Genomic DNA, 21,012 nt, shown 5'->3' with positions numbered 1-21,012 from the left:
CCCCTTCGACAACAAGCGCCCCCGCCCGGGTCGGGCGGGGGCGCCGTTCGTCATCCGCGCAGCTCGGCGACCACGGCGGCGTCCTCGTCGCCGCGCCCGGCCGCCACCGCGCCCTCGTAGGCGCGCAGCGCGCTCTCGGTCACCGGCAGCGCCGTGCCGTGCGCGCCCGCCTCGGCCACCAGGGTGCGCAGGTCCTTGCCCATCAGCTCGGCCCGGAACGCGGCGGGCCGGTAGTCGCGCCTGCGCATGAACTCGGCACGGAAGGCCAGGACCGGGGAGCTCCAGCCGCTCTCCAGGACCGTGCCGAGGAGTTGTTCCCGGTCCAATCCGGCGCTCTCCGCGAAATGCACCATCTCGGCCAGCGCCGCGGTCTGCACGCCGAGCAGCAGGTTCAATGCGAGTTTGAACGCGCAGGAACGACCGAATGCACCAAGGTGGGTCACGCTCGCGCCCACCGCGTCGAGCACCGGTCGCACTTTGTCCACAGTAGACTCGTCGCCCGCGGTGAAAACCCGCAGCTGTCCGGTGTTCGCCATCCTCGGGTTCCCGACCACACACGCCTCCACCCGGGCCACGCCCTGCTCGGCCAGCCGCGCGGCCGCACTGCGCGAGAACCCGACGGAGACCGTGGACGTGTCGACCACGACCGTGCCGGGGCGCGGTCGCAGGTCGGCCAGTACCGCGTCGACCGCCGTCTCGTCGCTCAGGCTGAGCACCACGATGTCGACCCCGGCCGCCGCGGCCCCGACCGACTCGGCGACCCGGGCCCCGCGCTCGGCCAACGGCGCGGCCTTCGCGGCGGTGCGGTTGTGCACGGTGACGTCGAAACCGGCGGTGAGCAGTGCCGCGGCCATGCCCGCGCCCATGCCGCCGAGCCCGACGACGGCCACCTTCCCTGGCATGGCGTCACCCGCCCGCGGGCAGGTCGGCCGCGGACAGCTGGGAGATGCACCGCATGGTGGCGTCCGCGAAGTACGCCCGGAAACCGTCCGGTGTGGACGTGTCGCGGGGCTCGGCGAGGTAGGGCGCGAGACGCTCTTCGAGCTGGTGCACACCACCCTGTCGGGCCATGTGCCGGGCGACCGCGGCGAACTCGCCCTCGTAGTGGATCACTCTGACCAGATTGTCGTCTTTGATGAACACGGCGGTGCCGAGCAACCTGCCCGCCTCCCTGCCCTGCTCGTCGGTGAGCACCGGGGTGCTGACCCGCCGGAACCCGGCGAAGATCTCGGCGATCTCGTCCTCGTTCCCGGGCCGGACCCGGTAACTGATCGCGGCGAACGGCATCAGATTCCTCCATCCACGGTGAGCGTCGTGCCGGTGACGAACGTCGAGGTGTCCCCGGCCAGGAACAACACGGCCCCGGCCACGTCCGCCGGGGTGGCCAACCGCCCCAGCGGCGTGACCGCGGTCAGGCGCTGCCGCACCTCGGGCGGCAGCCCGCCGCCGGTCTCGGTGACCCCGGGCGCGACCGTGTTGACCCGGATCCCGCGACCACCCAACTCCTTGCACAGTCCCCTGGTCAGCCCGATGAGCGCGGCCTTCGACGCGGCGTAGTGCGCGCCGAGCGGCCTGCCCCGCAGCGCGGCCGCGGACCCGACGAACACCACCGAGGCACCGTCGGCGAGCAGGTCGAGCGCGGCCTGGGTGACCAGGTACGCGCTGGTCAGGTTGTGGTCGACGACCCGGTGCCACTCGTCGTCGGCCAGGTCCCGGAACGGGCTCTGGCCGTCGACCCCGACATTCCCGACCAGCACGTCCAACCCGCCAAGGTGCGCCCGGCACCGCTCGACCAGCCGCCCGACATCCCCCCGGTCGGTCACGTCGGCGCGCACCACCAGGTGCCCGCCCCCGATCCCCGCCAGCTCGGCGGCCATCTCGTCCGCCGCGTCCCCGCCGGTGCGGTGGCACACCACCACCCGCGCCCCGGCTCCGGCGAACGCCACCGCGACCGCCCGCCCGATCCCCCGGGTCCCGCCGGTCACCAACACCCGTTTGCCCCTCAACCCCGAGTCCATCCACCCTCTCCTCGTGCCCAGTCACGCCGACATGCCCCGATACCGGTCACCGATCGCCCCGTGGTCGCTCGCGCTCGATCGCACCGATCACCCCGCGAATGCCTCGGTGCGTCGCGGTCGGTAGGTCGAGTGCTCCGCCCGCTCCTGCCCCGCCAACGCCCGCGCCGCGATGCGGACCAGGGCGGGCAGCCGGTAGCGGAAGTCCGTGCTCGCGCCGTCCTGGGTGACCTCCGCCAGCTGGAACTCCACCAGCTGTTCGAGCAGCGCCTCCGCGCAGCTCTCGTCGACGTCCATCGCGGTCGCGATCGCCCGGGTGGAGACCGGGTCCGCGCCGTGGTCGGCCAGGGTGCGCAGCACCAACCGGCTCGCGGACGGCATCGCGCGGTAGGTCTGGCGGACGCTGCGGGCCAGGTCGAGCTCGTCGGCGGACAGTTCCAGGATCCGCTGCCGCTCGTCCCGGATGCGGTTGACCAGGCGGCGGATCGACCAGTGCGGGCGCAGGTCGAGCCTGCTCGCCGCCGCGCGCAGGGCCAGCGGGAGGCCCTCGCACAGGCGGACCAGCTCGGTGACCGCGTCGCGTTCGGCGGTGACGCGGTGCGCGCCGCGGACCTGGCTGAGCAGGTGCACCGCCTCCGACGGTTTCAGCGGCGGCAGCTCCACCACCGCCGAGATGGCCTGGTCGGAGAGCGTGCGCCTGCTGGCGACGAGCACCGCGCAGCCGGGGCCGGTCGGCAGCAGCGGCCGCAGCTGGGCGCGGCTGACCAGGTCGTCCAGCACGACCAGGATGGCCCGACCGGCCGTCCAGCGGCGGAACATCCGGCTCCGCTCGTCCACTGAGGACGGTATGGACCCGCTCGGCACGCCCAGCGTGCGCAGGAACCCGGCGAGCACCTCCTCCGGCCGCACCGGCGTGCCGTCCTGGCCGATCAGCCGCGCGTACAGTTGACCGTCCGGATAGGACTCCGCGGCGCGGACGGCGGCGTGCACGCAGAACGCGGACTTGCCGGAGCCGGGCCCGCCGACCGCGACCACCACCGGCGGCACCGTGCGCTCGGCCGGGGTCAACGCGTGCAGCACCGCGGCCACCTGGGCCTGCCTGCCGACCAGCTCTGGCACATCCGGCGGCAGCTCGCGCAGCGGGGCGGACCCGGCCGCGGCGGGCGTCTCGATGCTCGGGTCGCCGGTGAGCATGGCCCAGTGCAGCCTGCGCAGCTCCGGCGTCGGCTCCAGGCCCAGCTCGTCGGCCAGCGCCGTGCGCGCCCGCTGGTAGGCCTGCAGCGCCTCGGTGCGCCTGCCCGACCGGTAGAGCGCGAGCATCAGCTTGCCCTGCAGGCCCTCCTGGGTCGGGTGCCTGCCGACGATCCCGCTCAGCTCGCTGATCAGCTCGTGGTGCCTGCCCAGCCGCAGCTCGACGTCCACGCACAGCTCCAGCACCCGCTTGCGGATCTCCTCCAGCCGCACCGACTCCACCGCCAGCGTCGGTCCGGCCGCGACATCGGTGAGCGCCGGGCCGCGCCACACCGCCAGCGCGTGCCGCAGCGACGCGGCCGCGGCCACCAGGTCGTCCGCGGCCGACTCGGCCCGGCCGCGCTCGGCCAGCCGCTCGAACCTGGTCAGGTCCAGCGCGTCCGGCGCGATCCGCAGCAGGTACCCGGTCGGCGAGGTGTGCAGGCCGAACTCGCGGTCCGGCGCGCCCGTCCCGCGCTCCTTGGCGCCGGTCAGACGCAGCAGCTTGCGCAGCTGGTAGATGTAGGTCTGCAGGGTCGTCATCGCGCTGAACGGCGGGCGGTCCTCCCACAGCTCCTCGATGATCTGGTCCACCGACACCACCCGGTTCGCGTGCGCGGCCAGCAGCGCCAGCACGTGCCGCAGCTTGGGCGCGGTCGGCGTCACGTCCTGTCCCTCGTCCAGCACCTCTAGCGGGCCCAACAGGTTGATCTGCACGTCGGTCACCACTTTCGCGTCGTGTGTGGTGCGGAGCGCACGGGTCGGCCACCGGCCGCGGCGCGGTCCCCGACCGGGACACGCGCGTCACCCCCCAGTTCCCCCGCCGTCACCCGGCGGTGGACACCCCCTTACCTCTCCGACACTCCCGGCGGGCATTCGACCGGCGCTGGTGCGATGGTCGAGCGGTGCTCGTCCGCGCTCGACCATCGCCACGGCCGCGTGTCCGGCCCGTCCGCGCGCAGCCTGCCGGTGTGCTCGCGGATCAGCCGGGTGGCGCCGATCAGGTAGCGCCGGATCGCGGCCCGCTCCCGGTCGTCGAACTGCCCGTCGACCAGCTCGTCCACCGCCCGCCGCAGCGGCTCGAACAGCCAGGTGAACCGGTCCTCGACGCCCTCGGCCGGGCGCAGCAGCACCCGCCGCCGGTCGTGCGGGTCGCGGACGCGGTGCACGAACCCCAGCCGCTCCAGCCGGTCCACCACACCGGTCACGCACCCGGTGGTCAGCCCGGACGCCTCGGCGAGCCCGCCCGCGGTCAGCGTGGTGGGCGCGCGGAGCAGGAGGTCGAGACACTTGTAGTCGGTGGCCGACACGCCGAGCACCTCCCCCGCCGCGGTGTGCATGAGCACCTGGGCACCGCTGAAGTCCCGGCCCACCTCACCGAAGTCGACCTGCTCCGCCAACCACACGTTCGCCCCCGTCCGCCGAACACCGCGGTCGAATGCTGGACTTGGGCGCTGGAAGGCCGGTCCACGCGATCGGACGGCGCGCTCGGCGCGACGGCGGGGGTAACGGACCGCGGGGCGGGGCGACGTAGTCTCGGAGATGCCTAGTCGTCTGGAGTGGCCATGTCCGGCTTTTGCCCAGTCTGTTCGCGAAGGCTTCCCGCGTCCGGGGCGCCGTGCCAGTGCGTGCCCGGGTTCGCGGTGGTGCCCACTGCCCCTGCCTCGGTGTTGCCCGCGATGTCGCCTCGGACAGTGTCGCCGCAGACGGCGTGGTCGCAGACGGCGTTGACTCAGGCGGCCGCCGCGCGGAGACACGCGGACCGGATGACCGTGGTGGCCGCCTGCTCGGTCGTGCTCGCGGTCGCCGCGGTGGTGGCGGTTTTCGTGGTGTGGACGCGGTCGTCGTCCGCGTCGGCGGGTCAGGCCAGCAGCGGGTCCGGAGTCGCCGCCACGTGGACTTCGACGACCACTTCGTCCTATGAGGACACCAGCACGACCACGACCACCCAGCCGGTGCCCAGGTTCCCGACTGCCGGGGGCGTCGCCCCGTCGTCGGTCAGTGCGAGCTGCGTGTCGCCGCCGGGAAAGGACGCGGCGGGGACGCCGTTCAGTTATGAGGCAGACAAAGCGGTGGACGGGTACAGCGACACCGCGTGGCGGTGCGATTCCGATGGCGTGGGGCAGTCGCTGACGATCGGGTACTCCTCGCCCGTCCTGGTCAGCTCGGTGTCGGTGGTTCCCGGGTTCGCGAAGACGGATCCGTTCGACGGCACGGACCGTTATCGCCAGTGCCGTCGTATCGCGGGCGTGCGGCTTTCCTTCTCCGACGGCACGGCGGTCACCGCGACCTTCGACACCGATCCGGGTCGACGCGGGGCGCAGTCGGTGTCGATACCGACGCGGGCGACCAGTTCGGTGACGCTCACCATTCTCAGCAGCGTTCCCGGCGAGGAGGACAACCGGAAGCTGCCGATCGACAAGGTGGCCATTTCGGAGATGACCGTCTCCTGAGGCACCGGCCAGGCCTGTTTGGGCCCGGCCGGTACTCGGGATCAGAGAGTGCGGCGGAAGTGCGCGGCGGCGGTGTCGGCCGACAAAGTCACCTGCGGTTCCTGGTCGTAGAAGTCGAACTGGGTGCCCTGCGACCACAGGATGTCCTTGCGACCGGGCAGTCCGGCGTGGAACCGGCGCGTGCCGTCCGGGATCGCCGCGTCCTCGCTGTGCACGATGAGCGTGGGCTGGGTGATCTCCGGGGCCAGGGCGACGGCGTCGTAGGTGAGCCATTCCTCCCAGGCCTGCACGGCATAGCGGTTGGGCCAGGCGGGAATGCCGCCACGGGCCGGGTTGAGGTAGAAGTCGATGTCGAAGGGCATGGCGGCGTCCGGGTCGGTGCCGCTGACCACCGGGACGTACTCGACCTCGCCGGTCTCCTCGAACCGCGCGCGGGCTCGACGGGCCAGCTCGATCTTGGCGGCCACGCCGTCCGCACCGCCGTAGGAGGCCTCGACGATCGGGCGGTCGTGCAGCCAGGGAGCGATCAGGGCGAGGGACCGCACGCGTGGGTCGTGCGCGGTGTTCTCGGCCATGTACATGGCGGCGGCGCAGATGCCGAGCGCGCCGACGCGGTCGCCGTCCACGGAGGGGTGGTCGGTCAGGAACGTGACCGCGTTGTGGATGTCGCGCACCTTCGACGCCGGTGACTCGACGTCGCGGGGCTCGCCGCCGGACTCGCCGAAACCGGCGAAGTCGAAGGAAAGCGCGGCGAACCCGCGTTCGGCGAGCCGCTGGGCGTAACGGTCGGCCATCAGCTCCTTCACGCTCGTCCAGGTGCCCGCGACCACAACGCCCGGTGCGGTGTCCGCACCCGCGGGCAGGTAGAGGTTCCCGACCAGCTGAACGCCATCGCTGTCGAACGTCGTCTTCATGTTCTGCTCCCCCAGGTTCATTTCGCCGCTTGCGCGGGCAGGTCGCGGTTGCCGTCGCCCCAGACCGCGGTCATCACCATGCCGTCGATCCGCCACCGGTCGGACCGCGTGAGCGAGAACCGGTACGTGCCCCCGAGTGTCCACAACGAACCACCGAGCGCCGACCCGAGCCGGTGCGTGGCAAGGAAAGCGGCGGTGCACACGGCCTCGTCACCGGCCACGGTCACGAGATGGTTGGTGAGCAGATGGTGCGTCGAGTCATACCCGCCGAGCGCGTCCCGCCAGGCCCCGATGATCACCTCCGGCGCCAGCGTGACGGGCTCACCCCCGTTGAGACTGGTGTAGTCCAGGGAAACCCGGTCCGCGAACACCTCCCCGAGCCGCTCCCACTCCCGCTGATCGGTATGCCACACCACCCGCGTACACGTCTCGATGACATCCAACCGGTCCGCCACGGCGGCTCCCCCAGCATCGGCCACGGATTCCTCCTCCACCCTGCGGTCTCGCCGACCGCGCTTCATGATCACCGACATCCTGGCGTATGCGCCGAGGGGGCAGAAGGGCCGGATCGACCATCCGATCATCCCCTGCCGAGCCAACCATCCACCCGCGAACCGTTTGCCGGTTCGGGCTCTCCACCTGACGACAACGCGGCAGCACGGCGACGGGACCGAATCGCCGAAAACAATCCGCATGCGACTTATCGAATTGCAAATATCGACGGTAGACTATTCGACGCTCATCGGATCGTCTTTCGTGCCAAGTCCGCAAACGCCGGAATGATCAAGACACGACATGGATGGCGGTCTACCCCATGGCCCCTCTCGGCCCGCGCGGGCGTGGCATTGCGGACGCCCCCGATTCACGGTATGGAAACCGCGATGGTCGTCAAGAGCTCAACAGGACGGGACAGCCCGCGACAGGGTCGCATGGGCGGGGTGCCGATGGCTTCGGCGTGGGACTGGCGTTCAGCCGGGCGTCGAGTTAAGCCAGGAGTTGATACATCTCGACGTTCGCGTATTTGACGTTCACCCGTTTCGTGCTCGATTCGAGGGATGTCGACATCTGCCGCATATGATCGTCTAACGCGCCGGTCACACGTTTTCCATCGACGACCCGGTATACCGCGCGCATACCTCGGCGTGATGACGGTCACGCTACACAGCGACCGCGGCCTGTTCACTCGAACGGGCGGTTGCGACCCATAGCCGGACCTGATGACAATCGGTTCCGCGATCCGGGCGGGACACCGGCCCCGGACTCGCGGGGACTGTGTTGTGTTCACGGGGAACTGGGGGAAGGCACCCGACACAAAGGGGAACGACCTTCGTATCCGACGGTGCGCTGTCGGTGTTTCGGCCTGCCCGTGCGTGGGGTGGGTATTGCACGAAGAATGGCACATGCGTTATCGCGGCCGAATTCAGCGGTGTCGCCCACCGGCGCGCCGACTCTGTCGACGATGGGGGAAACGATGTTCCACACGCCTGCGAGGAACCAGGACGACCTCGTCCGCTTCTACCTCGACAAGAACACCGACAGCGCCAGCCTGTTCCACGTCTGGGAGGACGGCGGCAGCCGCGGGGACTCGGTGACGCCGTCGACCTACAGCCTGGAGTACCGCACCTGGATGGCCGACCGGCTGGCCGCCGAGCTGGACCGCGACGGCGGCGAGCTGCTCAGCCTGGGCTGCGGGAACGCCGCCGTGGAGGCCGAGCTGGTCGACCGCGGCTACCGGGTGCTGGCCATCGACGCCATGCCGGAGGCGGTGGAGCTGGCCAGGCGGAAGGGTGTCCAGGCCGAGTGCGCCGACATCTACCAGTGGGAACCGGGCAGGCACTGGACCGTCGCCTACATCGACGGCGTGCTCGGCCACCTCAACGACCCGGCCGCCGGTCTCGTCCCGGTGCTGTCCCGGATCCGCGCCTGGCTGAAGCCGGGCGCCGACGGCCTGGCCTGCCTTGTCGCGTCGAATGACGCGCCCAACGACGGATCGCCCGTCCAGCAGGCGCCCGGCGTGGACGGTTTCCACTGGTTGTCCGCCGACTACATCGCCGACCAGGCCGTCGCCGCCGGTTTCGACAAGGCCGAGCCCGGCGAGTTCCGCTACCACCGACCGATCTCCGGCGAGCGCGTGCGGTCGATCGTGACCGCGCACCTCACCCGCTGACCGAGCACCCCGCCGCAGGAACAGGACAGCAGGAACAGAGCGGCAGGAACAGGAAGGCAGGGCATGGGCAACGGAGCGGATCTGCTGGTCGAGTCGTTGACGCGGCGCGGCGTGGACACGGTCTTCGGGTTCCCGGGGGACACCAGCATCGCCCTCTACGACGTGCTGCGGCGGCGCGCCGACGAGATCCGGCACGTGCTGGCCAGGGACGAGCGGCACGCCGGGTTCATGGCCGACGCGTTCTCCCGCGCCACCGGGCGGCTGGGCGTGTGCGAGGCGCCCAGCGGGGCGGGCGCGGTCTACCTGGCCAGCGGTCTGGCCGAGGCGCTGACGTCGAGCATCCCGCTGGTGGCGCTGGCCACCGACAACAACACCCGCAGCGCGGGCACCGCGCCGATCAGCGAGATGGACCAGGACGCGCTGTTCGCCGCCTGCACCAAGTGGCGGCGCACGGTCACCGACCCGCGGGACATCCCGGCTGCCGTCGAGGCGGCGATCCGGGCGGCCACCACCGGCCGTCCCGGCCCGGTGGCGTTGATCTTCCCGGAGGACGTGCTGGAGGCCGAGCTCGACGACGCGCCGCCGCAGGGCACGCTCACCCGCGCCGAGGTGGCCACCGACCGGCCTGCGGGCAGGCTGGACGCGGTCCGGATCGCCGCGCACATGCTCGCCGACGCCGCGCACCCGGTGATCGTCGCGGGCGGCGGCGCGCACCTGTCCGGCGCCTGGCCGGAGCTGCGCGCGCTGGCCGAGCGCGGGGCCGTCCCGGTCGCCACGACCATCCACGGCAAGGGCGCGCTGGACGAGGCGCACCCGCTGGCGCTGGGCGTGATCGGCGCCAACGGCGCCCGCGACTACGCCAACGCCCGGCTCGCCGAGGCGGACGCGGTGCTGTTCGTGGGCACCCGGGCCAACGCCACCGACACGCTCGGCTTCACCGCCCCGCCGCGGGACGGCTCGGTCAAGGTGGCGCACATCGAGGCCGACGAGGGCCGGGCCGGGCACAACTACCCGCGCGGGGTCGCCATGGTCGGCGACGCGAAGGCGGTGTTGGCCCAGGTCGTGGCCGCCATCCCGGCCGCGGCCGAGGAGGTCCGCGCGGCCAGGTCCGCCGAGATCGCGGCCGCCCGCGCGGTGTGGGCGAGCCACGTCGACGCCGACACGCCGGTGCTCGACGAGGGCGTGGTGCACCCGCGCGAGGTCGTCCGGGCGCTCGGCGAGGCGTTCGGCCGCGACACCTGGATCGCCGCGGACGCGGGCACGCCGACGCCGTACCTGTCCAGCTTCTGGGAGTGCCCCGGCGACGGCTGGCGGGTGGTCATCCCGCGCGGCCACGGCCCGATGGGCTTCGCCATCCCGGCGTCCATCGCGCTCGCGGTCGGCCACCCCGGCTCCCGCGTGCTGTGCCTGACCACGGAGAACAGCGTGGCCATGGCCGTGGGCGAGTGGGAGACCGCGGCCCGGCTGCGGCTGCCGGTCACCTACGTGGTGCTGGACAACACCTCGATGGGCTGGATCAAGATGATCCAGCACCTGTACGCGGGCGGCCGCTACTTCGCCGTCGACCCCGGCCCGCTGGACCCGGTGCTGCTGGCCGCGGGCATGGGCGTCACCGGCGCCCGCGCGCACACCGCCGCCGAGTTCGCGGTGCTGGCCAAGCAGGCGGCGACGGCCGAGGGGCCGTCGGTCATCCACGTCGCGGTGCCCAGCCACATCGAGGTGCCGCCGCCGGTCGCCAGCTGGCAGGCCGCGCTGTCCGGGGCCCAGCGCACCCGCCCCATCCACTGACCCACCCACTGATCTTCCAACCCACCCACCCGCTGATCTTCCAACCCACCCACCCGGCCATTCACCCAGCCAGCGAGCACGGACAAGGGGACGAGCAGAACAGATGTCGAGCAGGACGGGGTTGTGGCTGCGCCGCGAGGTCGCGCCGCACGAGGAGCGCACACCACTGGTACCCGCGGACGCCGCGCGCCTGGTCGAGGCGGGGTTCGCGGTGATGGTCGAGGAGGCCGGACAGCGGGCGTTCCCGGTCGAGGAGTACGCGGCCGCGGGCTGCCGGGTCGTGCCTGGGGACACCTGGCCGGACGCGCCGCCGGAGGTGTTCGTGCTCGGGCTCAAGGAGCCCTCCTCGGCCGCGCGGGCGCTGACCCACCGGCACATCTTCTTCGGCCACGCTTTCAAGGGCCAGGTCGACGGGCCCGACCTGCTGCGCAGGCTCACCTGGGGCGGCGGCACCCTGCTCGACCTGGAGGAGCTGGTCGACGACGACGGCCGCCGGGTGGTCGCGTTCGGCTTCTGGGCGGGCTACGTGGGCGCCGCGCTCGCCGTCCTCCACCACCGCAACGAGCTGCTCGCCCCGCTGCGCTCCGGCAGTCGGGAAGACCTGGACGCCCGGCTGCGCGCCACCCCGGCCGCCGAACGGGCGCTGGTGGTCGGCGCGCTGGGCCGGTCCGGCCGGGGCGCCGTGGAGGCGTTGGCGGTGGCGGGCGTGCCGACCACCGAGTGGGACCTGGCCGAGACCCGGGCGCTGGACCGGGAAGCCCTGCTGGGCCACGACATCCTGGTCAACACCGTGTTCGCGAACGAGCCCGGCACGCCGTTCCTCACCGCGGCCGACACGACCGCGCCGGGCCGCGTGCTGCGCACCGTCTCCGACGTGACCTGCGACGTCACCTCGGACCTGAACCGGTTGCCGATCAACGACAAGACCACGACCTGGGACTCCCCCGCGCGCACGGTGCACGCGGGCAGTCCGGTGCTGGACGTGCTGGCCATCGACAACCTGCCGTCGCTGCTGCCCCGCGAGTCCAGCACGGCCTTCTCCGCCGGGCTGCTGCCGCACCTGACCGGCCTCACCGCGGGCGGCCCGGTGTGGGACCGCGCCCGCGCCCGGTTCGACGACGCGATCGCCCGCCTTGGCGCGGAAGGAGACCTCCATGGCTGACCTGGTGACCCCGAGCGGCCGCGTGCACTGGATCGGCACCGGCATGTCCACCGGCAGCGGGCTCGGCCTGGTCTGCGCGGCGGCCACGACGCTGCTGTGGGGGCGCACCGCGGCCAAGGCGGACAGGCGGCTGGCCGAGCTGGGACTGTCCGGACAGGCCGAGACGCGGACGTTCGGCCACGCGGAGCTCGCCGCCGAGCTGCGCGCCGGCGACGTCGTGGTGTCCATGCTGCCCGCCACCGAGCACCCGGCGTTGCTGCGCCTGGCGATCGAGCACGACGCGCACTTCGCGTGCTCCAGCTACCTCAGCCCGGGGATCGCCGAGCAGACCGACGCGGCGGCCGCGCGCGGGCTGGTCGTGCTGACCGAGATCGGGCTGGACCCCGGTATCGACCACCTGTTGGCGCACGAGCTGGTGCGCAAGGCGGGCGAGTTCGTCGGGGACGGCCGTGCGACCGTCCGGTTCACCTCGTACTGCGGCAGCAATCCCGCCGTGCCCAACGACTTCCGCTACCGGTTCAGCTGGGCGCCGCGCGGGGTGCTGACGGCGCTGCTGAGCCCGGCGCGGATGATCGACGACGGGGCCGAGGTCGAGGTCGCGCGGCCGTGGGAAGCCGTTCGCGCGCAACGGATCGGCGACGAGACGTTCGAGGTGTACCCGAACCGGGACAGTGTCCCGTTCGTGGCGACCTACCACTTTCCGACCAACTGGACGATCGAGACGTTCGTGCGCGGAACGATGCGTTTGGACGGCTGGAGCCAGGCGTGGAAGGAGGTGTTCGCCGAGCTGGTGACCGCCGACGCGGACCGGATCACCGCGCTGGCGGCGGAACTCGCCGAGCGGCACCCGACCACGACCGACGACCACGATCGGGTGGTCATGGCGGTAAGCCTCGACGTACGCACCGAGGACGGCAGAACCTGGAGTGGTGAGTACGTTCTCGACGCCGTCGGCACCGCGACCGAGGCCGCCACCCCGCGGCTGGTGTCGGTGCCGCTCGCCCTGGGCATCCTGGAGGTCACCGGCGGGAACGTCGCGCCGGGACTGCACCAGGCGGCCGACGAACCGGCCGCGGTCGACCGCTGGCTGGGCAAGTTGGCCACGTGGGGCATCGAGACGGGCTACGCTGGCGACTGACCGCCGCGCACGAGTGCGTACCCTGGCGGTCGTTCACGACAGTCGGCGCGCGGAAACCGTTCGGGGGAACGGATAGCGACGCCGTGCCGAACAGACCTCATGGGGGACGCATCGTGCAAGGTGGGGGTACCCGCGCGGGTTCGATGCGGCGCGGGCTGGTGCCGCTGCTCGGCTACGCCGTGCTCACCGCGGCGATGGACGTCTACGCGGGCAACCAGTTCGAGTCGGTGAGCCCGGCCGGGATCGCGGCCGTGTCGTTCACGCTGACCATGCTGTTCTTCCTGGCCGTGCAGGGTCGCCGGGTCCGCTCCGCCGGGCCCGGCGAGCTGCACGCGCACCGCAGGGACCTGGTGGCGATCAACATCACCACCGCGGTGACCTGGCTGGCCACCCTGTACGCGCTGGCCTACCTGGAACCGGCGATCGTCAACGTGCTCGGCCTCGCGCTCGGCCCGGTGATCGCGGTGCTGGCCGGTCCGCTGCTGCGCAAGGACAGCAGGGTGCTCGGCGTCGAGGTCGCGGTGTCGATCGGCATCTGCGGCCTGCTCGCGGGCCTGGTGTGGGTGTCGTTCAGCGGGCGCAGCGGGCTGGCCGGGATCACCGTGTCGGACGCGGTCATCGGGCTCGTGCTGACGGTGGCCTGCGCGGTCGGGTCCTCGGTGAACATCATCTACATGAAGCGGCTCAGCGACGCCGGGTGCGCCCCGGGAACCGTGCTGGCCACCAGGTTCTTCCTGATGAGCGCGCTCGCCTGGGTGCTGTTCGGGCTGGAGCGCCACCCCGATCTCGGTGCCGCACTGCTGCCCGGTGTGGTGGTGGCGGTGATCGGTGTCGCGACGCCGATCTACGTGCTGCAGATCGGGATCAAGCACACCGAACCGATCACCACCTCGCTGGTGATCGCGCTGTCGCCGCTGATGGCGTTCACCATGCAGCTGGCCGACGGCAGGCTGCGCTTCTCCGCCTTCACCCTCGTCGGCATCATCGGCGTGGTCGTGCTGGTGGCGGTGGGAGCGCTGGTCCGGGATCGAGCGGACCGGCGACCGGCCGGGTCCGGGTCGGAGAAGTCGGAGGTTTCACAGTGACCTGCGCCATAGTGGACGCGTACGGGGCGGGCAGGCTGCTGCCCGCCGCACTGCGGCTGCGCGGGGTGCCGTTCATCCACGTCCGGTCGGAGTTCCCGGACACGCGGCTGGCGTACCGCCCGGCGGACTTCGCGGTCGAGCTGGCGCACACCGGCGACATCGCGGCGACGGCGGCGGCGATGCGCGAACTCGGCGTGACCACGGTGGTCGCCGCCGCCGAGTCCGGTGTGCTGCTGGCCGACCGGCTCGCGGCCGCGCTCGGCCTGCCGGGCAACGCGATCGACCACTCCGTCGCCCGCCGCGACAAGGCGGCCATGCAGGAGACGATCCGCGCCGCCGGTCTGGCCGCGGCGCGCGACTTCCGCTCCGCGTCGTCGGCGGACACCGTGGCGTGGGTGCGGGACAACGGGATCCGGCCGGTGGTGCTGAAGCCGGTGCTGAGCGCGGGCACGGACAACGTGATCACGTGCACCACGGCCGAGGAGGTCGTGGCCGCGCACGACCGGATCATGGCGTCGGTGGACCGTTACGGCCGCCGCAACGACACCGTGCTGGCGCAACAGTTCCTGCGCGGCTCCGAGTACTACCTGAACACGGTGAGCTGGGCGGGCACACACCGGCTGATCGAGGTGTGGCGCTACCACAAGCGCCAGGTCGACGGTCAGGCCGTGTACGACTACGAGGACCTGCTGCCATTGGACGCGTTCGGCGTGGCCGAGGTGGTCGGGTACGCGCGCGATGTGCTGGACGCACTGGGAATCTCGCACGGCGCCGCGCACACGGAGATCATGCTGACCGACGACGGTCCGTTCCTGATCGAGACCGGCGCGCGCCTTGGCGGCGGCCAGGTGCCGGAGCTGCTCAGCCGCTGCGTCGGCACCGACCAGGTGAACACCCTGGCGTTCGCCCTCGCCGACCCGGAGAGCTTCGTCGCCGAGACGGACGCGCCGTACCAGCTCAAGAACCTGCTGCGGTGTGTCAACCTCATCTCCCCTGCCACTGGGCGGATGCCGGACGCGGACGGGTGGGACCGGGTGCGCGAACTGCCGTCGTTCGCCGGTCTGGTGGCGAACCACGCGGAGGGCGCGCCGCTGACGAAGACGATCGACATGGCCACGTGTCCGGGCACGGTGTACCTGTGCACGGACGACCAGGCGGAGCTGGAACGGGACTACCAGACGCTGCGGGACATGGAACTCACCGGGCTGTACCGCTAGTAGACCGTCGCGGCCACCACGACGCGGTTGCGGATCTCCAGGATGCCGGAGTCCGCGTCGTGGGTGGCCGTGGCGGTCATCGAGTCGATCTCGGCCAGGTGGTGCACGTGGGTGCCGCCGCAGGGCATGGTGGCGACGCCGCCGGGGGTCTCGCAGACCCACTGCCTGCGGTCGGTGAGGGCGGGGCCGGTGACCTCGACGCGCACCGCCACGTCGGCCGCGATCCAGCCCGCGAGCACCGCGTTGACCTCGCCGATCACATCCGGCAGACGGTCCAGGAACGCGGCGGTGTCGAATCCCTTCTTGCGCAGGGACTTGCCGAGCCGGTAGTGGTCGAGACTGCCGTCCACGTCGTGACGGGTGAGCACGCAGGTGGCGGCGTCCAGGTCGTAGTGGCCGCGTGAGTCGGTGGGGACTTCCTTGCGCCACAAGCCATGGGTGACCTGGTTGAGCGCGTACGCCAGGAGATGGCACGCGGTGTGCGCGGCACTGAGCCGGTTCCGTCGCTCCGCGTCGACCACGAGGTCCACGCTCGTGCCGGGGGTCAGGTGCGGTGCGGCCTCGGGGTCGAGGACGTGGGCGACGGCGAAGAGCACGCCGGGTTCGTCGCGGCGGGCGGCGATGTCGTCATCCACCACCAGTGGACCGTCGTCGCGGCGGGCGGCGGTGAGGGTGTCGCGGACCGGGAAGGCGTGGTCGCCGACGCGGAGTTCACCGTGGTCGGCGGGCTGGTCGGGCCACAACGGGTCGAGCGGGTGGAACGGGGTGCGGTCGGTGAAGACCAACAGCCGGTCCGGTTCGCGCACGGTGGTCAGCACGGACGCCTTCTCCCGCAGCGAACCCGCGGGGTAGGTCACGGTGGTGACGGCCAGTTCGCCGGAGTCCACAACGTTCACGTGGGTACACCCTACGCCCCGCTCCCGGCCGCCCGCGAGCCGTGCCACAGTCGTGCCACAATGGGGGTTGTGCCCGCCTACGTGATCGCCGAATCCCCGTACCAGGACGACGACGAGATCCGCCGGTACCGCGCCGCCTCGGCGGCCGCCATCGCCGCGCACGGCGGCCGCTACCTGGCCCGCGGCCAGACCCCGGTGGCCGTCGAGGGGCAGTGGCCGGACGACCACCGCATCGTCATCATCGAGTTCCCCAGCCTCGCCGACGCCCGCGCCTGGTACGACTCCCCGGACTACCGCGCCGCGCTGGCCGCCCGGAGCGAGCCGCCGATCCGGCGCATCCTGTTCATCGACGGCGGGCTCGCCCACCCGGTCGACTGACCACTGCGTCGACCGACCACTTTGTCGACCGACCACTGTGCGACCGGCCCGCGGTGGCAAGCAGACCGGCGCGGGCGCCGCCGCGGATCCCGCAGCCGAGGACGAAGAGCATGTCCGGGCCGGGGACGAGCATGGCCACCACCGCGGTCAGGACGAACGCTGCGAACAGGTGCGGATCAATGGGCACCGACAGAGCGTCCCACGCGATCGCGCCCGTCGCTCCTGATCGGTGTCTACCATGGCCGAATGATCGACCAGGTGACCATGAACGCGGCGGTGGCCGATGCGGGGCTGGCCGTGGTGGAGTTCGATGACGCTCGGGCGTGGTTGAGGGCCCGGCCGGTGTTGACGGAGCCGATCGCTGCCGAGGTCTGGGTGGTGGATCCGTCTTATCGGCGGGTGTTGTTGGTGCGGCACCACCGGCGGGGGTGGGTCGCGCCCGGGGGGACGGTGGAGATCGGGGAGACGCCTCGGGCAGCCGCGGTGCGCGAGTTGGCCGAGGAGGCCGGGGTTTCGGCCGAGTTGTCGGATGTGCCTGCCGCGGTTGCGGTTCGGTCTTATCGGGCGGATTTGTCGGCTACGTTGTGTTTGGTTTATGGGGCGGTTGTTTCTGCCGAGGTGGAGGTTCGGGGGGAGGAGGGGCAGCCTGTGGGGTGGTTTTCGTTGGATGAGGAGTGGGAGAGTGTGTTCGGGGAGGATCGGGGGCGAATGCGAGGGTTTGCCCGTCGGTTGAGTGTTGGCGGCTGAGCTTCGTCGGGCCGGTCGTGTGTCGGACCGGTCCGCAGGCGGTTGACCTCGGCTTAACTAGAGCTTCTAGCGTAGTGGGCATGGGGACACGGTCCGGGGGGCGCGGGTTTCGGCGTCTTTGGTTCGGCCAGACGGTCAGTGCTGTCGGTGACCAGGTCAGTTTTGTTGCCGTGCCGACGGTTGCTCTGCTCGTGTTGCAGGTGAGTCCGTTCCAGCTTGGCCTGTTGACCACGGTCGGCACCGTCGGCTATCCCCTGCTCGGCCTGGTCGCAGGCGTCTGGATTGACCGTGCCCAGCGGAGAAAGGTGCTGATCGCCGCCGATCTGGTGCGGTTCCTGGCGATGGCGTCGTTGCCGGTGGCCGCTGTCCTGGGTGGACTCGGGTTCGTACAGATGATCGTCGTGGCCGCGATCACCGGTGGTGCGGCGATCTTCTTCGATGTCGGTTACCAGGCCTACCTTCCGTCGCTCGTCGAGCCGGAGCAGATCGCCAGAAGCAATGCGCGGATGGAGATCAGTGCGTCGACGGCACAGGTGGCCGGGCCGCCGGTCGCCGGTTTCCTCGTTCAGGTCGCCGGGGCCGCCAACGCGATTCTTGTGGATGCCGCCTCGTATCTGGCTTCCGTGCTCGCCCTGGTCACGATTCGCGAACCCGAGCGGCTGCCCGACCGTCCGAGGCGCAGTCTGTTCGCGGAGGCGCGGCGGGGGATCCGGATCGTGATCCGGCACCGGCTGTTGTTCCGCCTCGTCCTCGCGACGGCCGCAGCCAACCTCGGTCGGGGGTTGGCGATGGAGCTGTTCCTGCTCTACGCCTATCGCGGTCTCGGTTTCACCCCCACCACCGCCAGCACCATCCTCGCCACGGGCGCGATAGCCACGCTCGTGGGAGCCGCGTCGTGCAACCGGATCGTGGGTCGGTTCGGGCTTGGCCGGGCCATGTTGGTGTCCAGTGCGGTCAAGGGGTTGCCATGGCTCGCCGCGCCGTTGGCACTGGTCTGGGCACCATTCCCGGTCATGGTCGTCATCTCCGTGGTGTCCGGCTTCTTCCTCCCGATCTGGAACGTCAACTCCGTGAGCCTCCGCCAATATCTCACCGACGCCTCGTTGCTGGGCAGGGTCAGCGCCACCGCGCGGACGATCTCGTGGGCCACCATTCCCCTCGCCGCGCTCCTGGGTGGAGTTCTCGCACAGCTCGCCGTGAGCTACCTGGGAAACCGTCTCGGTCTGGCCCTCGTGCTGGTGTTCGGCGGCCTGGCGTGGAGTGCAGCCACGTTGCTCCTGCCCAGCAGCCTGCGCACAGTGGACTCACCCCGAGATGCCGCCGAGTTGTACGGTCGCGTGAGTGAGGGGACAGGCTGCTGACACCAGCGTGGTCCGTCCTCCGTGGAGTCCATCAACGCGCGCCGAGGCCGTGGCGGTCCGGATGCCGCCGAACCACACCAGCGGCTTCACCGATCCCACCGACGGGCTGACGCGCAGAACGAAGCGGACCATCCCACCTGCGGAATGGTCCGCTTCGTCGTTCTCCCGGCAGGTCAGCCGGTGCGCTCGGCCGTGGTGCGGACGAACTTGGCGGCCATGCCCGCCACCACGATCTCCAGGCCGCGCTCGAACATGGCCTCCTGGTCGAACAGCGCCGACGCCTCGGCCTTGCTCAGCTCGCTCGGCGCGTCCGGTTGGGCGGGGGTCTGCGGGTCCGGGCCGCTCATCAGGGCGAGGCTCTGCTGTTCGATGACCGTGCCCGTCGTGTAGTTGACCAGCGTGCTGCACGCGGTGAGCGCCTCGAAGGTGGTGAAGCCCGCGGCGCGCAGGGCGGTCAGGACGTTCTCCAGGCTGCGTTGGGCGAAGCCGTACTGCAGGTGGTTCCCGGCGAACAGGCGGGCGCCGTCGCGGTGGGAGAGCAGGGTGCGGTAGACGCGGCGGGCCAGCTCGACCATGCAGCGGTCCCAGGGGAGGTCGGCCTGGGCCTCGCCGAAGTCCTCGAACTGGGAGCGGACCAGCTCGTCGGCCATGTGCGCGAACAGCTCGCGCTTGTTCTTGAAGTGCCAGTACAGGGCAGGCGTCTGCACGCCGAGCACGTCCGCGATGCGCTGGAGGGTCAGCTTGTCCAGGCCGACCTCGTCCAGCAGCTGCAGCGCGGCCTTGAGGATGACTTGCCGCGAGAGGGCCATGGCCCACCTTCCAGGGGAGATCATTGACAGTTTAATGGGGTTAAGCTACCGTCTTTAACGTCGTTAAGGAACCTCTCTCTGGAGCCCTCGATGTCAGCCAAGCCTCTCAGCACGACAGCCCCACCACCCGCCCCGACACCGCCCGCCGGACCGGCGAAGCTGCCCGCGGCGATCGTGCTGACCGCGACCATCGTCGCGTTCGGCGCCTTCATGTCGGCCCTGACGACCACCGTCTTCAACGCCGCCACCGAGAAGATCAGCGTCGACCTGCACTCCTCCTCGGGAGCCACACACTGGTCGGTGACCGCGTACCTGCTCGGGTACGCGGCGGTCATCCCGCTCGCGGGCTGGCTCGCCCGGCGCTTCGGCGCGGCCCGGCTGTGGCTGGCCATGCTGGCCATGTTCACCGTCCTGTCCGCGGTCGGCGCCGCGGCCAACTCGATCGGCCTGCTGATCGCCGCGCGCGCCGCGCTCGGCATGACCGGCGGCCTGCTCGTCCCGGCGGGCCAGATGCTGCTGGCCGCCCGCGCCCGGCGCGACCAGCTGGGCCGGATCATGGCCATGATGGGCGTGCCGATCGTGCTGGCCCCGCTGCTCGGCCCGACGCTGGGCGGCATCCTGGTCGACCACCTCGGCTGGCGCTCGCTGTTCCTGATCAACGTGCCGCTCTGCGTCATCGCGCTGGTCTTCGCCTGGTTCACGCTGGAGCGGACCCCGGGCGGGGAGGCGGGCCGGTTCGACACCTTCGGCCTGGTGCTCACCGCACTCGGCATGCCGATGCTGACGTACGGCATCGCCGACGTGACCGTGCCGAACAACCCGCACGTCGGCATCAGCGCGGGCCTGATCGTGGCCGCCGTGCTGCTGCTCGGCACGTTCGTCTGGCACTCGCTGCGCCGCGACCAGCCGCTGCTCGACCTGCGACTGTTCGCGAACAAGGCGTTCGCGTCCGCGTGCATCACCTCGTTCAGCCTCGGCGCGGTGCTGTACGGGTCGCTGGCCCTGCTGCCGCTGTACTTCCTGCACGCCCGCGGCGAGACGCCGCTGGTGGCGGGCCTGATGGTGGCCACGCAGGCGATCGGCGCGCTCATCGCCACCCCCATCTCGGGCAGTCTGTGCGACCGCTTCGGCGGCGGCCGGGTCGTGATCTCGGGCCTGGTGCTGGCGCTGGTGAGCACGATCCCGCTCGCCGTCATCGGCACGACCGAGAGCTACTGGTGGCTGGGCGTGGTGCTGGTGGCCCGCGGCGTGGCGACCGGCCTGACCGTGGTGCCCGCGATGTCCACCACCTACGCGGTGGTGCGCAAGGACCAGATCCCGCACGCCACCCCGCAGCTGAACCTGATGCAGCGGCTCGGCGGCTCGCTGGGCATCGCCCTGCTGACCGTGATCTACCAGGACATGCTCCCCGAGCACCCCACCGCCGCGGCGGCCGCGGACGCGATGGGCAGCACGCACTACTGGGTCATCGGGCTCACCGTGCTGGCGCTGCTGCCCGCGTTCGTGCTGGCCAAGGCGGAGAAGGTCAGCCGGGCGGAGTCGGCGGCGACCGACGCGCGGCGATGACCGCGACCGACGCCCCGGCCGACACCGTGTCGACCGATTCGGTCCGGGACGGCACGGTCCGGGGCAGCACGGTCCGGGACGGCACG

22 protein-coding genes are annotated in these 21,012 nt (G+C 71.5%); 12 read left to right on the top strand and 10 right to left on the bottom strand.

Annotated features, from left to right (window positions below):
- Positions 1-50: 50 nt before the first annotated feature.
- The 5 genes from C503_RS0108020 to C503_RS38545 all read right to left on the bottom strand — a co-directional run bounded on the left by C503_RS0108020 (position 51) and on the right by C503_RS38545 (position 4,651).
- A complete protein-coding gene (locus C503_RS0108020) occupies positions 51-902 on the bottom strand; it encodes an NAD(P)-dependent oxidoreductase (protein ID WP_018681670.1) in 852 nt (283 codons plus the stop codon).
- 4 nt (positions 903-906) lie between these two features.
- On the bottom strand, positions 907-1,287 hold the full coding sequence (locus tag C503_RS0108015) for a SchA/CurD-like domain-containing protein (RefSeq protein ID WP_018681669.1): 381 nt from the start codon (positions 1,285-1,287) through the stop codon (positions 907-909).
- The gene (locus tag C503_RS0108010; RefSeq protein WP_018681668.1) at positions 1,287-2,018 is read right to left on the bottom strand and encodes an SDR family NAD(P)-dependent oxidoreductase; all 732 of its coding nucleotides are present in this window, start codon (positions 2,016-2,018) and stop codon (positions 1,287-1,289) included. Before C503_RS0108010 ends, C503_RS0108015 begins: the two co-directional genes overlap by 1 nt.
- A gap of 87 nt (positions 2,019-2,105) precedes the next feature.
- Positions 2,106-3,971, bottom strand: coding sequence for an AfsR/SARP family transcriptional regulator (locus tag C503_RS38550; protein WP_211222345.1), 1,866 nt, complete (start codon positions 3,969-3,971; stop codon positions 2,106-2,108).
- A 122-nt stretch (positions 3,972-4,093) separates the two neighbouring features.
- Entirely contained in the window at positions 4,094-4,651 is a 558-nt protein-coding gene (locus C503_RS38545) for a MarR family winged helix-turn-helix transcriptional regulator (protein WP_018681666.1), read from the bottom strand.
- A gap of 288 nt (positions 4,652-4,939) precedes the next feature.
- On the opposite strand from C503_RS38545, the gene C503_RS38540 reads away from it, so the two are divergent.
- On the top strand, positions 4,940-5,698 hold the full coding sequence (locus C503_RS38540; protein ID WP_156893058.1) for an NADase-type glycan-binding domain-containing protein: 759 nt from the start codon (positions 4,940-4,942) through the stop codon (positions 5,696-5,698).
- Positions 5,699-5,739: 41 nt separating this feature from the next.
- Here the strand turns inward: C503_RS38540 and C503_RS0107990 are convergent, their stop codons facing one another.
- Both C503_RS0107990 and C503_RS0107985 read right to left on the bottom strand, forming a co-directional pair.
- Positions 5,740-6,612: an alpha/beta hydrolase gene (locus C503_RS0107990; protein ID WP_211222344.1), complete on the bottom strand. Its 873-nt coding sequence runs from the start codon at positions 6,610-6,612 to the stop codon at positions 5,740-5,742.
- Between the two features lie 17 nt (positions 6,613-6,629).
- Positions 6,630-7,091 carry a nuclear transport factor 2 family protein gene (locus tag C503_RS0107985; RefSeq protein WP_211222343.1) on the bottom strand — a complete coding sequence of 154 codons (462 nt, stop codon included), beginning with the start codon at positions 7,089-7,091 and terminating at the stop codon, positions 6,630-6,632.
- A gap of 40 nt (positions 7,092-7,131) precedes the next feature.
- Here C503_RS0107985 and C503_RS45760 point away from each other — a divergent pair, with 40 nt between their 5' ends.
- The 7 genes from C503_RS45760 (at position 7,132) to C503_RS0107950 (ending at position 15,169) form a co-directional block, all read left to right on the top strand.
- Complete coding sequence (locus C503_RS45760) at positions 7,132-7,395, top strand: hypothetical protein (protein ID WP_156893056.1); 264 nt, start codon at positions 7,132-7,134, stop codon at positions 7,393-7,395.
- Between the two features lie 676 nt (positions 7,396-8,071).
- Complete coding sequence (locus tag C503_RS0107975) at positions 8,072-8,779, top strand: class I SAM-dependent methyltransferase (RefSeq protein WP_156893055.1); 708 nt, start codon at positions 8,072-8,074, stop codon at positions 8,777-8,779.
- 63 nt (positions 8,780-8,842) lie between these two features.
- Positions 8,843-10,567, top strand: coding sequence for a thiamine pyrophosphate-binding protein (locus tag C503_RS38535; RefSeq protein ID WP_018681660.1), 1,725 nt, complete (start codon positions 8,843-8,845; stop codon positions 10,565-10,567).
- A gap of 103 nt (positions 10,568-10,670) precedes the next feature.
- Positions 10,671-11,729 (top strand): saccharopine dehydrogenase, encoded by a 1,059-nt coding sequence (locus C503_RS0107965; RefSeq protein WP_033400333.1) that lies wholly within the window; start codon positions 10,671-10,673, stop codon positions 11,727-11,729.
- Positions 11,722-12,867, top strand: a complete 1,146-nt coding sequence (locus C503_RS0107960; protein ID WP_018681658.1) for a saccharopine dehydrogenase family protein — start codon at positions 11,722-11,724, stop codon at positions 12,865-12,867. The genes C503_RS0107965 and C503_RS0107960 overlap by 8 nt, the downstream gene beginning before the upstream one ends.
- Positions 12,868-13,010: 143 nt before the next feature.
- Positions 13,011-13,952, top strand: coding sequence for a DMT family transporter (locus C503_RS0107955; RefSeq protein WP_018681657.1), 942 nt, complete (start codon positions 13,011-13,013; stop codon positions 13,950-13,952).
- Positions 13,949-15,169, top strand: coding sequence for an ATP-grasp domain-containing protein (locus C503_RS0107950; protein ID WP_018681656.1), 1,221 nt, complete (start codon positions 13,949-13,951; stop codon positions 15,167-15,169). Before C503_RS0107955 ends, C503_RS0107950 begins: the two co-directional genes overlap by 4 nt.
- Here the strand turns inward: C503_RS0107950 and C503_RS38530 are convergent.
- Positions 15,166-16,065, bottom strand: coding sequence for an alanyl-tRNA editing protein (locus C503_RS38530; RefSeq protein WP_156893054.1), 900 nt, complete (start codon positions 16,063-16,065; stop codon positions 15,166-15,168). The two genes, C503_RS0107950 and C503_RS38530, sit on opposite strands and share 4 nt — an antisense overlap.
- Positions 16,066-16,134: 69 nt before the next feature.
- Between C503_RS38530 and C503_RS0107940 the strand changes: the two genes are divergently transcribed.
- A complete protein-coding gene (locus C503_RS0107940; RefSeq protein ID WP_026316083.1) occupies positions 16,135-16,443 on the top strand; it encodes a DUF1330 domain-containing protein in 309 nt (102 codons plus the stop codon).
- On the opposite strand, the gene C503_RS47270 is transcribed toward C503_RS0107940, so the two are convergent.
- Complete coding sequence (locus C503_RS47270; protein ID WP_211222342.1) at positions 16,409-16,630, bottom strand: hypothetical protein; 222 nt, start codon at positions 16,628-16,630, stop codon at positions 16,409-16,411. The genes C503_RS0107940 and C503_RS47270 overlap by 35 nt on opposite strands.
- Before the next feature lie 59 nt (positions 16,631-16,689).
- Between C503_RS47270 and C503_RS0107935 the strand changes: the two genes are divergently transcribed.
- Together C503_RS0107935 and C503_RS0107930 are read left to right on the top strand one after the other, a co-directional pair.
- The gene (locus tag C503_RS0107935; RefSeq protein ID WP_018681653.1) at positions 16,690-17,190 is read left to right on the top strand and encodes an NUDIX domain-containing protein; all 501 of its coding nucleotides are present in this window, start codon (positions 16,690-16,692) and stop codon (positions 17,188-17,190) included.
- Between the two features lie 80 nt (positions 17,191-17,270).
- Positions 17,271-18,551, top strand: a complete 1,281-nt coding sequence (locus C503_RS0107930; RefSeq protein ID WP_026316082.1) for an MFS transporter — start codon at positions 17,271-17,273, stop codon at positions 18,549-18,551.
- 173 nt (positions 18,552-18,724) lie between these two features.
- Here C503_RS0107930 and C503_RS38525 read toward each other — a convergent pair whose 3' ends face one another.
- Positions 18,725-19,360 (bottom strand): TetR/AcrR family transcriptional regulator C-terminal domain-containing protein, encoded by a 636-nt coding sequence (locus C503_RS38525; RefSeq protein WP_018681651.1) that lies wholly within the window; start codon positions 19,358-19,360, stop codon positions 18,725-18,727.
- Between the two features lie 90 nt (positions 19,361-19,450).
- Between C503_RS38525 and C503_RS0107920 the strand changes: the two genes are divergently transcribed.
- Entirely contained in the window at positions 19,451-20,926 is a 1,476-nt protein-coding gene (locus tag C503_RS0107920) for a DHA2 family efflux MFS transporter permease subunit (RefSeq protein ID WP_084476869.1), read from the top strand.
- Positions 20,927-21,012: the final 86 nt, after the last annotated feature.

The organism is Actinokineospora enzanensis DSM 44649, assembly GCF_000374445.1.
GTDB lineage: Bacteria > Actinomycetota > Actinomycetes > Mycobacteriales > Pseudonocardiaceae > Actinokineospora > Actinokineospora enzanensis.
Note: the sequence above shows the minus strand (reverse complement) of the source record. Positions and strands in the feature narration are given on the sequence as shown.

What these genes read in the sequence shown, in the direction of transcription:
- C503_RS0107935 (WP_018681653.1), top strand. Translation starts at nt 16,690, where the DNA reads ATGATCGACCAGGTGACCATGAACGCGGCGGTGGCCGATGCGGGGCTG.
- C503_RS45760 (WP_156893056.1), top strand. Translation starts at nt 7,132, where the DNA reads ATGATCACCGACATCCTGGCGTATGCGCCGAGGGGGCAGAAGGGCCGG.
- C503_RS0107965 (WP_033400333.1), top strand. Translation starts at nt 10,671, where the DNA reads ATGTCGAGCAGGACGGGGTTGTGGCTGCGCCGCGAGGTCGCGCCGCAC.
- C503_RS0108015 (WP_018681669.1), bottom strand. Translation starts at nt 1,287, where the DNA reads ATGCCGTTCGCCGCGATCAGTTACCGGGTCCGGCCCGGGAACGAGGAC.
- C503_RS0107975 (WP_156893055.1), top strand. Translation starts at nt 8,072, where the DNA reads ATGGGGGAAACGATGTTCCACACGCCTGCGAGGAACCAGGACGACCTC.
- C503_RS0107920 (WP_084476869.1), top strand. Translation starts at nt 19,451, where the DNA reads ATGTCAGCCAAGCCTCTCAGCACGACAGCCCCACCACCCGCCCCGACA.
- C503_RS0107955 (WP_018681657.1), top strand. Translation starts at nt 13,011, where the DNA reads ATGCGGCGCGGGCTGGTGCCGCTGCTCGGCTACGCCGTGCTCACCGCG.
- C503_RS38525 (WP_018681651.1), bottom strand. Translation starts at nt 19,360, where the DNA reads ATGGCCCTCTCGCGGCAAGTCATCCTCAAGGCCGCGCTGCAGCTGCTG.
- C503_RS38535 (WP_018681660.1), top strand. Translation starts at nt 8,843, where the DNA reads ATGGGCAACGGAGCGGATCTGCTGGTCGAGTCGTTGACGCGGCGCGGC.
- C503_RS0107930 (WP_026316082.1), top strand. Translation starts at nt 17,271, where the DNA reads ATGGGGACACGGTCCGGGGGGCGCGGGTTTCGGCGTCTTTGGTTCGGC.
- C503_RS0108020 (WP_018681670.1), bottom strand. Translation starts at nt 902, where the DNA reads ATGCCAGGGAAGGTGGCCGTCGTCGGGCTCGGCGGCATGGGCGCGGGC.
- C503_RS0107960 (WP_018681658.1), top strand. Translation starts at nt 11,722, where the DNA reads ATGGCTGACCTGGTGACCCCGAGCGGCCGCGTGCACTGGATCGGCACC.
- C503_RS0108010 (WP_018681668.1), bottom strand. Translation starts at nt 2,018, where the DNA reads ATGGACTCGGGGTTGAGGGGCAAACGGGTGTTGGTGACCGGCGGGACC.
- C503_RS0107990 (WP_211222344.1), bottom strand. Translation starts at nt 6,612, where the DNA reads ATGAAGACGACGTTCGACAGCGATGGCGTTCAGCTGGTCGGGAACCTC.